At 32.4% G+C, this 13334-nt stretch carries 16 protein-coding genes; 6 read left to right on the top strand and 10 right to left on the bottom strand.

The window, feature by feature from the left end:
- Positions 1 to 67 precede the first annotated feature (67 nt).
- Positions 68 to 775, top strand: a complete 708-nt coding sequence (locus tag ACS5L2_RS02705; protein ID WP_459202228.1) for an aspartate/glutamate racemase family protein — start codon at positions 68 to 70, stop codon at positions 773 to 775.
- A gap of 516 nt (positions 776 to 1291) precedes the next feature.
- Here the strand turns inward: ACS5L2_RS02705 and gatC are convergent.
- The 6 genes from gatC to ACS5L2_RS02735 all read right to left on the bottom strand — a co-directional run bounded on the left by gatC (position 1292) and on the right by ACS5L2_RS02735 (position 4536).
- Entirely contained in the window at positions 1292 to 1531 is a 240-nt protein-coding gene (gatC, locus tag ACS5L2_RS02710) for an Asp-tRNA(Asn) amidotransferase subunit GatC (protein ID WP_459202229.1), read from the bottom strand.
- Between the two features lie 17 nt (positions 1532 to 1548).
- On the bottom strand, positions 1549 to 2418 hold the full coding sequence (gene dapA, locus ACS5L2_RS02715) for a 4-hydroxy-tetrahydrodipicolinate synthase (protein ID WP_459202230.1): 870 nt from the start codon (positions 2416 to 2418) through the stop codon (positions 1549 to 1551).
- 10 nt (positions 2419 to 2428) lie between these two features.
- Positions 2429 to 2620, bottom strand: coding sequence for a 30S ribosomal protein S17e (locus ACS5L2_RS02720; protein ID WP_459202231.1), 192 nt, complete (start codon positions 2618 to 2620; stop codon positions 2429 to 2431).
- An 81-nt stretch (positions 2621 to 2701) separates the two neighbouring features.
- On the bottom strand, positions 2702 to 2992 hold the full coding sequence (locus ACS5L2_RS02725; protein WP_459202232.1) for a chorismate mutase: 291 nt from the start codon (positions 2990 to 2992) through the stop codon (positions 2702 to 2704).
- A 100-nt stretch (positions 2993 to 3092) separates the two neighbouring features.
- Positions 3093 to 3809, bottom strand: a complete 717-nt coding sequence (locus ACS5L2_RS02730; RefSeq protein WP_459202233.1) for a 6-hydroxymethylpterin diphosphokinase MptE-like protein — start codon at positions 3807 to 3809, stop codon at positions 3093 to 3095.
- 16 nt (positions 3810 to 3825) lie between these two features.
- Positions 3826 to 4536: an anaerobic ribonucleoside-triphosphate reductase activating protein gene (locus ACS5L2_RS02735; protein WP_459202234.1), complete on the bottom strand. Its 711-nt coding sequence runs from the start codon at positions 4534 to 4536 to the stop codon at positions 3826 to 3828.
- 94 nt (positions 4537 to 4630) lie between these two features.
- Between ACS5L2_RS02735 and ACS5L2_RS02740 the strand changes: the two genes are divergently transcribed.
- From ACS5L2_RS02740 to ACS5L2_RS02750, 3 genes are all read left to right on the top strand, one after another.
- Positions 4631 to 5413, top strand: coding sequence for an MBL fold metallo-hydrolase (locus ACS5L2_RS02740; protein WP_459202235.1), 783 nt, complete (start codon positions 4631 to 4633; stop codon positions 5411 to 5413).
- 144 nt (positions 5414 to 5557) lie between these two features.
- Positions 5558 to 6274, top strand: a complete 717-nt coding sequence (locus tag ACS5L2_RS02745) for an AzlC family ABC transporter permease (protein WP_459202236.1) — start codon at positions 5558 to 5560, stop codon at positions 6272 to 6274.
- A complete protein-coding gene (locus tag ACS5L2_RS02750) occupies positions 6267 to 6575 on the top strand; it encodes an AzlD domain-containing protein (RefSeq protein ID WP_459202237.1) in 309 nt (102 codons plus the stop codon). Before ACS5L2_RS02745 ends, ACS5L2_RS02750 begins: the two co-directional genes overlap by 8 nt.
- 59 nt (positions 6576 to 6634) lie before the next feature.
- Here the strand turns inward: ACS5L2_RS02750 and ACS5L2_RS02755 are convergent, their stop codons facing one another.
- Complete coding sequence (locus ACS5L2_RS02755; RefSeq protein WP_459202238.1) at positions 6635 to 9295, bottom strand: valine--tRNA ligase; 2661 nt, start codon at positions 9293 to 9295, stop codon at positions 6635 to 6637.
- A 415-nt stretch (positions 9296 to 9710) separates the two neighbouring features.
- Here ACS5L2_RS02755 and ACS5L2_RS02760 point away from each other — a divergent pair, with 415 nt between their 5' ends.
- On the top strand, positions 9711 to 10148 hold the full coding sequence (locus tag ACS5L2_RS02760; protein WP_459202239.1) for a universal stress protein: 438 nt from the start codon (positions 9711 to 9713) through the stop codon (positions 10146 to 10148).
- A gap of 5 nt (positions 10149 to 10153) precedes the next feature.
- On the opposite strand, the gene ACS5L2_RS02765 is transcribed toward ACS5L2_RS02760, so the two are convergent.
- Both ACS5L2_RS02765 and ACS5L2_RS02770 read right to left on the bottom strand, forming a co-directional pair.
- On the bottom strand, positions 10154 to 10852 hold the full coding sequence (locus ACS5L2_RS02765) for an endonuclease III domain-containing protein (RefSeq protein WP_459202240.1): 699 nt from the start codon (positions 10850 to 10852) through the stop codon (positions 10154 to 10156).
- Positions 10853 to 10878: 26 nt separating this feature from the next.
- A complete protein-coding gene (locus ACS5L2_RS02770; RefSeq protein ID WP_459202241.1) occupies positions 10879 to 12048 on the bottom strand; it encodes a cation:proton antiporter in 1170 nt (389 codons plus the stop codon).
- A gap of 115 nt (positions 12049 to 12163) precedes the next feature.
- Between ACS5L2_RS02770 and dph5 the strand changes: the two genes are divergently transcribed.
- Positions 12164 to 12931 carry a diphthine synthase gene (gene dph5, locus ACS5L2_RS02775; protein WP_459202242.1) on the top strand — a complete coding sequence of 256 codons (768 nt, stop codon included), beginning with the start codon at positions 12164 to 12166 and terminating at the stop codon, positions 12929 to 12931.
- Between the two features lie 40 nt (positions 12932 to 12971).
- On the opposite strand, the gene ACS5L2_RS02780 is transcribed toward dph5, so the two are convergent.
- A complete protein-coding gene (locus tag ACS5L2_RS02780; RefSeq protein WP_459202243.1) occupies positions 12972 to 13172 on the bottom strand; it encodes a hypothetical protein in 201 nt (66 codons plus the stop codon).
- Positions 13173 to 13334 lie beyond the last annotated feature (162 nt).

Below are 13334 nucleotides of genomic sequence, written 5' to 3' on the forward strand. Positions count from 1 at the left end.
TATAGCCTTATTTTATAATATAATTATGTTATTTTTAAGAAATTTTAACTGATTTGGAGGGAAAATCATGAAAACTATTGGATTAATCGGGGGCCTTAGTTGGGAGTCCACTCAAGAATATTATAGAATTATAAATCAATCTATTCGGGATAAACTTGGAGCTCCCCACTCGGCAAAATGTATTCTTTATTCTGTTGATTTTGCAGAATTTGATAAATTATCCCATGATGAAGAATGGGATGTTATTGCAGAAAAACTTACAGATATTGCCAAAAAGCTTGAGAAAGCAGGGGCAGAAGGAATTGTAATATGTACAAACACAATGCACAATGTTGCAGATTTGGTTTCAGAAAATATAAATATTCCCCTAATTCACATTGTAGATGCAGTTGCAGATGATATTAAAAAGAAAAATATCAAAAAAGTGGGGCTTTTGGGTACAAAATTTACAATGGAACAGGAATTTTATTCTGGAAGATTAAAAGAAAAACATGGAATAGATGTAATAATTCCATCTGATGAAGAAAGAGACGTAGTTCATAATGTAATTTATAAAGAGCTGGTTTCTGGAATCATAAATGAAGAATCCAGACAAAAGTACTTAAAAATCATAGATAATCTTGTAGAAAACGGGGCAGATGGAATAATACTTGGCTGCACTGAAATTCCCCTGCTTATAAAACCGGAACACTGCAGTACTCTTATTTTTGATACTTCTAAAATACATGCAAAATCAGCCGTTGAATTTGCTTTAAAAGATTCTGAGTTATACTAAAAAAGTTAGGAAAACGCGCGTTTAAAATCATATTTATTATTTATGTAACATATTCATTGAAAATATAAATACCTCATATTAATCTTTGTTTGGGGCAAAGGATAAATATGGTTCAAAAAGAAAGTTAAAGTGTCGAGAAGGGTTTTTGGTTCCCTGATCGGTATAATGTGCATATTAAACCAATGATACGCCTTAGTTATAGACCTATCATCTAAAGTCCGTAGTAATACACAAAAATCCCCGAAATAGATACTTAATTAAAAAAATCAGAAATTCTCCCCAAATTTTTTTTAAAACATTTCAATTTTTTTAAAAATTAAAAAAGTTCTTTAAATTTCCAAAAAATTTAAAAAATAAAAATAATAGTTATTTACTTAAATTTATTTATTTTCTCTTTTTTCTCTTTTCATTCTTCTAATTCTTTTTTTGTAGTGTTTCCATCTCATTTGTCCTTTCTTTTTCCATCTTCTTGAACTTCTTTTTATATTCTCACGCTCCATCTTTATTTTTTAAGAATTACTGGCTCCATTTACTTTTTTCAACGACGATTGAACCGTCTTTTACTTTAGGTGCCACATTTAATGCGTCGATTTTAAATGATTCATCAAGTAAAGCTTCATCGTTGTCTCTGAGTACATTTTTTGTTTCGAGAATGTGGTACTCTTCCTCAGTTTCAAGGTCGAAGTTTTCTAAAACTTCTGAAAGCTGAGCAACGATTTCATCTGCTTGTTTTTGAATTTTTTCAACATTAATCATAATATCACGAACTGTGATTATTTTAATAGGCCCAGATTGTTAAGTGCATTTTGCAATTTTAATTTATTGCTTTCTGCCATTTCACAAAGAGGTAACCTTAACTCACCTGAAGGCATTCCAAGCATGTTCATCGCAGTTTTAATTGGTATTGGGTTCGTCTCGATAAACATTAACTTCATTAGTGGAAACAATTTGTAGTGAATCTCTTTTGCTTTGTCAAATTTGCCCGCATTTGCATAATCGACCATTTGAACGAATTCTTTTGGTGCGATATTTGCAACAACGCTGACAACACCTTTTCCACCAAGGGACATTATTGGCAAAGTCAACTCATCGTTTCCAGATAATACGTCAATGTTGCAAGAGTCCAGTACCTCAGAAACTTGGGATAAGTTTGGGTTAGCTTCTTTTACGGCTGTTATATTACTGTATTCTTCAAATAAGTATTTAATGGTTTCTGGTTCTATGTTTAACGCAGTTCGTGAAGGAACGTTGTATAGAACAATAGGCACGTTGATGGAATTTGCAATTTCTCCAAAATGCCTTTTCAAGCCTTCTTGACTTGGTTTATTATAGTATGGGGTTATTAATAACACTCCATCCACGCCGACATCCTCAGCATATTGTGAGAATTCCAGTGCTTCCGAAGTTGAATTAGAACCGGTACCTGCAATCACTTCGACTCTGCCGTCTACGAATTCAACAGTTTTTTCAATGACATTTTCGTGTTCTAATGGTGTTAATGTTGGTGATTCACCAGTAGTTCCAACAGGAATAACTCCAGTAACTCCATTTTCAATTAAAAAGTCAATGTTGGTTCGTAGTCCGTCGTAGTCTACTTTACCGTCTTTGAATGGAGTAATAATCGCAGGATATACACCTTGCATAATTACACCCTTATGCGTTCATTTTTTTTACTTTAGCAGTAACGTAACCTGCTATTCTATTTCTCAAGGTTTTTGTCGAGATCATTGCAACTTCTGAAACAGCTTTTTTGTTTTCTTCAAAATCGCTTGTGAACTTATCTGCAAATTTCTCGATGAGTTCTTCGCCGGTTCTTTTGATGAACGTCTGTCTTATTCTTCCCAAGGTATCACCTTATGAAACTTCGATATCTTGTTTCATTTTATATTACACATCTGTAATTATGATTTATATATTTAGCTAAGTTTACCTTTCAATGCTGTCTTTTTGGACTTCTTTATTGTAGTCCATAAGAATTTTCATAACTTTTAAGGCCACTTCGGGTTCTATGTGGTGCTTATCACACATCAAACGTGTTTTTTCGCAGATTGCATCTTCTCTTTTAGGGTCGAAGACACAGGTTCCAAGTGACTTTTTAAGTGCAGCAATTTCAGGTGCGAAACTGGTTCTTTCAGCAATCAATTCGATTAACTGTTCATCAATTTCGTTAATTCGCTTTCTAATTTCTTCGAGTCTTTTTTCCGAAGAATTTGACATAAGTATCTCCACGAGCAATAAATAGAATTATCAGAAGAAGTATTGAAATGTATATTATTTAAACTTAACTATGGTTTTTTAAAACATCTAAGAAATGAACTTAGGCCATGAACTCAATGGGGCTTTTTCCATTGTTGGTGAGCCAATTTACAAACATTTCCGCGTATTTTAATTTTTTCACTTTAACTTCATCGGCAAGTTCGACGTCATTTTCAATGTTTGGGCGAGAATATTTCGTGACATAGATTCCAAAGTCCATTCCACAGAGTATTATTTTTTTAGCGCCAAATTCTTCTGCTAAAAAACAACACCTATCCCCGTCAGTAAACCCTCCATAATTTACGAGCAAATCAAATTTTTTTGGGAATTGGGTACTTCCAACAATGTTTTTTAGTAATTTAATGTATTTTTTAAGTTTATCGATATTGTCTCCATGAGCATGAGCTACAACAATTGAACCAAGATTGTTGCTCTCTAAAATTGAATCAATATCCCCATCTAAATCAGAAACAATAATATCTGGAACTATATCTTCTTCAAGAAGTGCTTTTGTAGCTCCATCTGCCGCAATAATTGTGATATCCGAATCAATATTTTCTTTTAATTTTAAAACATGTTTTTTAAGAGAGGGACCTGCACCAAAGATATACACTTCTTTTCCAGAGATTTTTTTGGAAATTTCGGTTAAATCAACATTATTTTTAAAATTTTTAATCATTTCTTCAAGGATTTCCGCACTTTTTAGGTCCTCTTCGAATCCATATCCAAAATCATCAAGTATTTTTTTGTAAAAAGAATCCCATGTCTTTAAATCCATTTTTATCGCTCTATATCTAATTTACATTAATTTCGCTTGAAAGTGTTTTAATTTTTACATTTTCAATGTATTTTTTTGCAATTTTTCCTAAATTAATCAATTCAGTTTCACTAATTGGTTTTATTTTGGCCAATTCTTTATCGTATGAATGTTCTTGGTCAAACTGCTGGATAGAGTACAAATCGCAGTCTTTAACAGTTTTTGCAATTTCTTCAATATCTGATTTACCCATTAATTCTGGAATAAATGTAGTTCTGCATTCTACAAATATTTTATTGTTTTTACAGGTGTTTACTATTTTTAAGATGTTTTCTTTGATTTCTTTTTTGTATCCTGTAATTTTCTCGTAATTTTCAAATCCTGCTTTTACATCTATTGCAACATAATTTAATAAATTATTTAAAATAAGTTTTTCAACTAAATCCGGGTTTGTTCCGTTGGTATCAAGTTTTACTGGAAAACCTTTTTCTTTTGCAATTTTTGCAAGTTCTAAAACTGCTTCTGGTTGAAGGGTTGGTTCTCCACCGCTTATTACAAGTGCTTCAGCAAACATCAAATCCATGCTGTTAAAAACTTCTTCAGCAGTCATTTCAGATACATTTGTGGTGATATATTCGTAATTTTGACAGTAGCCACATTTCATGTTGCATCCGGATAAAAAAACAACAGCAGATGCATGTTTTGGATAATCAATTGTCGAAAGTTCTACGATTCCAGATATTTTCAAAATTTCACCAGTGCCCATATGTGTTTTATATAAAACAGTTACTCCTATAATATATAAAAATAGATGATTTAAATATTTATTAAGGTGGTTTTTCATGGAAATAAAAATACTCGTGGACAATACTGCAAAAGGAAAGTTTTTAGCACAGTCTGGATTTTCAGCAATTATAAAAGAAGATGATTCTAAAATTTTATTTGACTGCGGACAAAGCGCACTGGTTTTTGAAAATAATTTAAAATTGATGAATGAAGATGATAATTTTGACGCAATAATCTTTAGCCATGGCCACTACGACCACACGGACGGATTTAATTATTTTATTGAAAAATACAGGGAAAATTTAGACGTTCCAATTTATATTCACGAGGCTTCGTTTGTTGACAGGTATCATGGGAAACGGTACATTGGAATCGATGAAAACATAAAAGATTTCTTAAAAAATTATAAAAATCTAAAACTTGTAGAAAAACCAGTTAAAATTTCAGAAAATTTAATAATCTCTGGAACAATTCCAAGAAATAATTATTATGAACGAGAAGACTTTGAAAAAATAGAAAATGATAAAAAAACAGAAGATATCATAATTGACGACATGTTCATTATGGTAAAAGATATAATTCTTTCAGGCTGCACCCACAGTGGAGTAATTAACTGCATAACTCACGCAAAAACACTAAACGATGTACATGGGATTATTGGTGGTTTTCACATGGGGAGTGTATCTGATACCTACATAAATCAGGTTAAAAATTATTTAGCGAGTCAAAACTTTAGATTAATTTCACCAATGCACTGCACGGGCTTTAACGCTACAAAAGAATTAAGTTATATGCCAGGATTTAAATTTGGACACGTTGGAAGTGTTTTTGAAATTTAAAATTTTTCTATTTTTTTATACGATGTATCATATACAATACAAAAAGTATTATATACTGAACATACATATTACTCGAATTATCTTTAAGTTTTGTAAACCGAATTTTAAATAATTTAAAAAACTAAATATAAATTTGGAGAAATCATGAAACAGTTATCAATTAATAAACTGTATTTTGAGGGAATAAAAGATGCAATTCCTATATCCATAGGGTATCTTCCGATTGGTATTGCTTTTGGGGTTTTGGCAAAATCAATGGGAATTCCTTATGAGATTGCACTTTTAATGTCTTTAATCATATTTGCAGGTGCAAGCCAGTTTGTAGGAGTCAATTTAATTGCTATAGGGACTTCGTCTTTTGAAATAGTTTTAACCACGTTTATATTAAATTTAAGGCACTTTTTAATGTCGTCTTCACTTTCGCAGAGGATTGACTACACAAAATCTAAAAAATTTTTAAGTGTAATTTCTTTTGGAGTAACTGACGAAACTTTCGCAGTGGCTTCATTAAAAGAGGAACCTAAATTAAGACCTGAATTTTTATTCGGACTGAATTTCACTGCATTTTTTGCATGGAATTTTGGAACAATCCTCGGAATTTTTTTAGCAGAAAGCATTCCAAAAGAGATACAGAGCAGCATGGGAATTTCACTTTATGTAATGTTTATTGGGCTTTTAATCCCTGCAATAAGGCGTTCAAACAAGGTTTTAAAAATTGTAATGGTCGCAATATTCATCAGTTCAGTTTTGACGTGGGTTCCGTTGTTTAAATTTATTTCTACCGGTTGGATAATCATAATTACGACTATTTTGGCGTCATTTATCGGAGCTAAGTTTATACATGGTGATGGGGATGAGTAGGGAAGAAATGATATTATTAGTAATATTCATGGCACTTGTAACGTACATTCCAAGAATGCTCCCGATTGTACTTTTTAAAGATGCAAAACTGCCACACTTTTGGAGAGCATTTTTTAGCTATATTCCATATGCCGCTCTCGCATCGTTAATATTCCCAGGAATAATCTATTCGACAGGAAACATGTATTCTGCTATATTTGGCGCAGTTGTTTCTCTAATATTGGCCTATTATCGATTAAACGTGATAATTGTGGTATTTGGGGGAATAATTGGTGCATATATTGTGCATGTGCTGGTTTAAATTTTTAAAAATTGGAAAAATAAATGTCTAAAATATTTTAAAAAAGAATATTTGAAAAATTATTGGATTATTGCAATCGTATCGATTAAACTGTCGATATCTGCAGTTTCAACAATTTCTCCTTTGTTATATATTGCTCTTTTTACTTCTTTGATGTGTTCTTTGTTTAAAGCACCAAATTCGGTTTCAATTCCTTCTGAAAGGATTTTTTCGATTGTTTCAGCATCTGCTTCTTTGATAAATGCAGTTACTTTTCCAGCATCTTTTTTAAATTCTGGACCGATTTTGGATTTGTTTGGGGTTACTTCTGCAATTTTCTGTTCCAGGAGCGGTTTTCCAAGGTCTATTTCAAGTTCTTTAATTTTTAAAGATTTTTTAATATCTTCTGAAGCTTTTGAAAGAGCATTAAAATCTTTTTCATCGCTTACGTACATTTCAACTTTGTTTAATTCTGCGTTGAGCGGCATTCCTTTGTTTGATTTGTATCTTCTAATTGACGCAACCGTATTTTTCGCAACTTCTCCGACAAATTCGTTTTCTAAACTTATCAGACTTTCATCGGAAACTGGCCATGATATGTGCAAATCATCGATTTCGTAGATTTCTCCAACGATTTCTGCAAAGTGCGGTGTAAATGGCGTAAGTAATTTTACAGATTCTGTAATTACCTTGTAAAGCGTGTATTGCGCCATTAATTTTTCCTGTTTAGCGCTTTCAGATTCATCTTTACTGTAGAGTCTGTGTTTTACCATTTCAATGTAGTTATCGCAGAATTCGTGCCATAAGAATTTTTGAATTTCTACAACAGTATTTATTTTGTAATTTCCAAGGTCATCGGAAACTTTTGAAATTAAATTATTTAATTTACTCAAAATCCATAAATCAACAGGATTTTCAATTGAAATACTTTTTAATGATTTTAATTCAGAAATTGTTTCATCTGAGATGTTCATTTTTGCAAATTTACATGCATTCCATATTTTTCGCAAAAATCTTCCACCGTATTCAACTTCTTTCCATGCAAATGGAACATCTTTTCCAATGGTGCTGTTTGAGGCCCATAACCTTAAAGCATCTGCACCGTAAGTTTTGGTAATTTCTCCAGGTTCTACAACGTTTCCCCTGCTTTTACTCATTTTAAAGCCATCTTCCCCGAAAACCATTCCGTTAATTACGATTTCATCCCATGGTTTTTTTCCAGTAATTGCAAGTGACCTGACCATCGTGTAAAATGCCCAGGTTCTGATGATATCGTGGCCTTGAGGTCTCAATTGAACAGGGTAGTGTTTTTTGAAGAATTCTTCATCTTCAAGCCATCCTGCTATAACTAAGGGAGTAATTGAAGAATCCATCCAGGTATCTAAAACATCAGTTTCTGCAACAAGGTTTGAGTTTCCGCATTTGCAGGTGTATGGACTTTCTTTTGTTGGATCTATTGGTAAATCTTCAGGTTTAGCTACAATGATTTCTCCACATTCTTTACAGTACCAAACAGGAATTGGGGTTGCAAACAATCTCTGTCTTGAAATACACCAGTCCCAGCCCATGTCTTCGATCCATTTCATGAGTCTTGCTTTCATGTGTTCTGGAACCCACGATATTTCGTTTGCAGCGTTTTCTACTTCTTTTAATAACTTTGTAACGTTTACAAACCACTGGTCTCCAACAATGATTTCGATAGGTGTTTTACATCTCCAGCATGAACCAACATTCTGTTCAAGAGGGTCTTGTTTTATCATGTAATCTTCAGAAATTAAATCAGAAATAATTTCTTTTCTTGCATCATCGGACTTTTTACCCGCGTATTTTCCGCAGATTTCTGTTAATTGTCCTTTTTCATTGATTGCTTTTTTAACTTCCAATTTGTGCCTATTTACCCATGTAACATCTGTTTTGTCACCAAATGTACAGACCATTACCACACCGGTACCAAATTCTTGTTCTACATCGGAATCGGGGTAAACCGTAACTTCTTGATTAAATAATGGAACTCTAACGGTTTTTCCAATGATATCGCTGTACCTTTCATCTTCGGGATGCACAACAATTCCAACACAAGCAGCCATTAATTCAGGTCTCGATGTTGCAATTTCAAGGTATTTTTCAGCATTTTGTGCATACGGGAATTTTATGTAGTTTAATTTGGAAGTTCTTTCCTGATATTCTACTTCTGCAAATGCGATTGCAGTTTCACATCTTGGGCACCAGTTTACTGGGTGTTTTCCCCTGTAAATTAACCCTTTTTCGTACATTTTCAAAAATGCAGTCTGTGATTTTCTAACGTAGTCTGGATTCATTGTAATGTATTCTCTATCCCAATCGATTGAGATTCCAAGGGATTTAACTTGGCCCCTCATTTTTTCTACGTTTTCATCAGTCAATTCTACGCAGAGTCTTCTAAATTCGTGTCTATCAATGTCTGACTTTGTGATATTGTTTAATTCTTCAACTTTAACTTCTGTTGGAAGTCCGTGGCAGTCCCAGCCTTGAGGGAAAAGCACATCGTATCCATTCATTCTTTTAAATCTCGCAATAATGTCCATATACGTCCAGTTAAGCCCGTGTCCAAGGTGCATTCTACCAGTTGGGTATGGTGGTGGGGTATCTATAATGTATGGGGGTCTTTTTTCATCGTCTAAGAATTTGAATGTTTTTTCGTTTTCCCATTTTTCTTGAACTTTTTTCTCAAGTTCTATTGAATATTCTTCTTTTATTTCCATTATTTCCCTCAGATTTACGGTAAATCAACGTTTAAAATCGATAAGAATTTTTTGACATAATATAACATAATTAACAGAATATTGATATAATCATCATGAACTTGTGTTTTTTAAATTTATATTTGTAATGCAAGTAATAATAAAAAATAACAGATTCAGCTTATGAAAGATATCATCACCAAAAAATCAGATAACCCTCTTTTCATCATCATCCGTTCCTAAATAATATCTACAGGATATATAAAGGTTTATTTAACCTATTTAAATATTGTTTCTATATTAGTTTATTGGTTGAATGGTAAAATGATATTAAATCAGTCAAAGTATCTGATTTTGCCGGGTTTGGCCTGTTTAAATAAATAGTAATATATATTTTAAAAATGAATATTAAATTAATTAGAACGGGGTGAAGCCAATGGTTTACAAAAAAATTATTATGCCCACAGATGGATCAAAAATATCAATTGAAGCTGCAGAGCAGGCGATAGAATTAGCAAAAGATACTGGTGGAAGAGTCTACGGGGTTTATGTAATCGACATAGTTCCATTTGTAGGACTTCCAACTGAAGGACTTTGGGAAAGCATGAAGGAAGTTTTAGAAAAAGAAGGTCACACTGCGCTTAGAACGTTAACAGATATTGCGAGAGAAAAGGGTGTAGAAATAAAGACCGAAATTTTGGAAGGAACTCCTTCAAAAGAAATTGTTGATTATGCTGAAGCTAAACAAGCAGATTTAATTGTTATGGGCACAACCGGAAAAACGGGACTTGATAAACTCTTGCTTGGAAGTGTTGCAGAGAGAGTTTTGAAAAAGTCACACTGTCCAGTACTTTTAGTAAAATCTTCTGAATAAATAAATTATTTTATTATTTTTAGAAGTGGACATCTGCAATAATTTTCTTTTTTTCGGTAGTAGTTTTTAGCATGTTCAACCAAAAGGGCATGATATTCTTGATACATTTCAAGGTTTTTTTCAATATTTTCTTCGAATAATTCTTTAATTTTATCGTATTTTTCGTTATCTTCAATTAAATTTAAATTAAAAAGTATTCTTTTGGTGTACGCATCAATTACAAAACTTGGAACTTTAAATGCATAAAGAAGCATTGAATCAGCAGTTTCCGGGCCAACCCCCTTTAATTTTAGCAGTTCTTCCCTTGTAGGGATATTTTTTAATTTGATAAAATACTTTGAAAAACCTTTCAAACGTTCCGATTTTTGATTGTAGTATCCGCTTGGTTTAATTGCTTCTTTTAACAATTCAATATCCAAATTAATTATATTTTCAGGCGTTATTTCTATTAAATTTCTTAAATTTTTCAATGATTTTTCAACAGACGGCCAGGAAGTATTTTGGGTTAAAAATGCACCGATACAAATTTCAAAGCACTGGTTTTTTGTTTTTGGATATTCGTAATCATTTGGGTGATACCCATTTACTGAACCTGTTTTTGTAGGATTGCATCCATCTACTTCTAAAAGTGGCCACCAGCCTTGTGGGCCGTATAATTCAAACAAATAGTCGTAAATCTTCTGTAAGGTTTCTTCATGTTTCATGTTTTTCCTTATTTTCGATTTTTATTCTAATTTAATTTTAGTTTGTCGTAATTTGTAGAAACCAGATTTTTAACGTAGATTGGGGCAACTGTTGATGTTAAAAGTGCAATAACTACAACTGCAACAAAGAATTTTTCTGGAAGTATCCCTAAATCCCTTCCAAGTGTTGCACCAACTAATGATGCAGTAAGTGATGGAACAGTCAAAAGACCTCCACAAAAGCTTTTTAATTTGTTATAATTTAAAATTCTGAGTGAAAAGTATCCTGAAATAATTTTAAGGCCTATTAAACTTATAACTGATACAAATATTATGCTTAAATTGTCAAAGTTAAAAATTACGCTGATATCTGTAGTCATTCCTAAATTTAAGAAAAATAATGGAATGAATATCCCATAACCAATTGCATTTAGGTTTTCATTTAATATTTTATCATGTTCTTCTTTTGTTAATTCTTCAGAAACTGCAATTCCGATAATAAATGCACCAATTATCGGGTGAATTCCAATATGTTCCCCAACAATGACAGAAATTAATATTATCAGAAGAATAAAATGAATTTTTTGTACGTGAAATTTCTGAAGCTCATTTAGTATCAATTTTGAAATTAATGGAATTATTATGAGAAGTGCGATGATGTATGCAGCAATAAGGACTATAAATGGAATAATATCTGCATTTATTCCGATTCCACCCATTCTGATAAGTATAGAAATAACTATTAAACTTATAAGGTCGATTACAACAGATGCGCTGATTACAGTTGTTCCAAATCGGGAGTTAATAAGTCCAAGTTCATCCATGAGTGCGTAGACTATTCCAACGGAGTGTGAGGAAAATATAACTGCGTACAATAATGAACCTATAAAATCAAGTCCGAAATATTGCCCAATAAGAAATCCCCCGATTGACGGGATTAACATTGAAAATAAACTTAAAATTAGGGAATTTTTAAATTCATCTTTGAGTGTTTCGTTGTCAACTTCCATCCCTGCTAAAAACATTAAAAATATTACTCCAAATGATGCGAAAGTGTCAAGAGTGGAACTTGTTTGAAGTAAATTCAATCCAAATGGCCCGATAAGTATTCCGGCAAGCATTGTTGCGGTAATTGTCGGAACATTGAATCTTTTCAGGATTTGAGGTACAATAGAAATTGAAGTTAAGATAATAAAAAATAAAAAATAAGTGTCCATCAGATTACACCGTTAGCAGTTGGGATTGCACGTTATGATTTTAAGTTTATAATTAAGTTTATGAGTTATATGGTACTATTAATATTAATTCTATTTATTAAATCGGGTGAAACACATGCTTGTAATGGCAGGACTTGGACTTTACGATGAAAGAGATGTTACCTTAAAAACTCTCGACTTTGCAAAAAAAGTTGATAAAATTTACGCTGAATTTTATACTGCAATTCTTACTGGAACGACAATGGATAAAATAGAGGAAACTCTTCAAAAACCAATAACTGTTTTGGATAGGGAAAAAGTAGAGTATGAAACGAATAAATTAATTGATGAAGCAAAAGATAACGATATAATGTTTTTAACTGCCGGAGACCCGATGGTTGCAACAACTCACGTGGATATTGCAGTTGAAGCTCGAAAAAAAGGAATCGAAGTTGTAATTATAAATGCCCCATCAATTTATTCTGCAATTGGAATTACTGGACTTCAACTCTATAAATTTGGAAAAACAACGTCAATAGTATTTCCTGAACCAAACTACTTTCCAGAAACTCCTTATGATGTAATAAAAGACAATTTGAAGTTAGGATACCACACACTCTGTCTTTTAGACATTCAGGCAGATAAAGAAAGATTTATGACCGCAAACGAAGGATTGGATGCACTTTTAAAAATCGAAGAAAAAAGAAAGGAAAATGTAATTTCTGGGGAAACCTATGCAGCGGTTGTTGCAAGGGCTGGAAGTATTAAGCCAGGGTTATACTACGGGAAAATAAAAGACCTTTTAAATTATGATTTTAAAAGCCCGCTTCACTGCGTAATAATCCCTGGAAAACTGCATTTTATGGAAGAAGATGCTTTAAAATACTTATTTGAAAATATTTAGAAAAATTGAAAATTTAAAAAATTAAAAACAACTTGAATATTTAAGCTTCTTCGCACGGTTCTGCAGGCATTGATGACTTTGCAAGTAAGTATGTGGCGGTAATCAGTGCAAAGACGTAAAATACGTGCATGACGTACCTAACCGCAGAATCAGAGCTTAAATAATATTTAAATGACAATCCAACTCCCAATATTGTAAATCCTATCATCATTAAATATATGATTTTGATATCATCTACCAAAGCTCCCACCCCCATATATTTAATTTTCTAACTTTTAATGTTAATAAAAATAACTGTTTTTTAAAAAATTAAAAAAATAAAAGTTATCCAGTCTCAGAGCTCATACGGTTCTTCATTATTAAACAGGAGTTTAATTCAGAGCTGGTTATTTTCATCACCGAC

The organism is Methanococcus mangrovi (assembly GCF_054506835.1).

Excerpts from the sequence above, each read along its gene's own strand:
- ACS5L2_RS02750 (WP_459202237.1), top strand. The coding sequence starts at position 6,267 with ATGAGTAGGGAAGAAATGATATTATTAGTAATATTCATGGCACTTGTA.
- ACS5L2_RS02740 (WP_459202235.1), top strand. The coding sequence starts at position 4,631 with ATGGAAATAAAAATACTCGTGGACAATACTGCAAAAGGAAAGTTTTTA.
- gatC (WP_459202229.1), bottom strand. The coding sequence starts at position 1,531 with ATGATTAATGTTGAAAAAATTCAAAAACAAGCAGATGAAATCGTTGCT.
- ACS5L2_RS02745 (WP_459202236.1), top strand. The coding sequence starts at position 5,558 with ATGAAACAGTTATCAATTAATAAACTGTATTTTGAGGGAATAAAAGAT.
- ACS5L2_RS02725 (WP_459202232.1), bottom strand. The coding sequence starts at position 2,992 with ATGTCAAATTCTTCGGAAAAAAGACTCGAAGAAATTAGAAAGCGAATT.
- ACS5L2_RS02755 (WP_459202238.1), bottom strand. The coding sequence starts at position 9,295 with ATGGAAATAAAAGAAGAATATTCAATAGAACTTGAGAAAAAAGTTCAA.
- ACS5L2_RS02705 (WP_459202228.1), top strand. The coding sequence starts at position 68 with ATGAAAACTATTGGATTAATCGGGGGCCTTAGTTGGGAGTCCACTCAA.
- ACS5L2_RS02730 (WP_459202233.1), bottom strand. The coding sequence starts at position 3,809 with ATGGATTTAAAGACATGGGATTCTTTTTACAAAAAAATACTTGATGAT.
- ACS5L2_RS02760 (WP_459202239.1), top strand. The coding sequence starts at position 9,711 with ATGGTTTACAAAAAAATTATTATGCCCACAGATGGATCAAAAATATCA.
- dapA (WP_459202230.1), bottom strand. The coding sequence starts at position 2,418 with ATGCAAGGTGTATATCCTGCGATTATTACTCCATTCAAAGACGGTAAA.
- dph5 (WP_459202242.1), top strand. The coding sequence starts at position 12,164 with ATGCTTGTAATGGCAGGACTTGGACTTTACGATGAAAGAGATGTTACC.
- ACS5L2_RS02770 (WP_459202241.1), bottom strand. The coding sequence starts at position 12,048 with ATGGACACTTATTTTTTATTTTTTATTATCTTAACTTCAATTTCTATT.
- ACS5L2_RS02765 (WP_459202240.1), bottom strand. The coding sequence starts at position 10,852 with ATGAAACATGAAGAAACCTTACAGAAGATTTACGACTATTTGTTTGAA.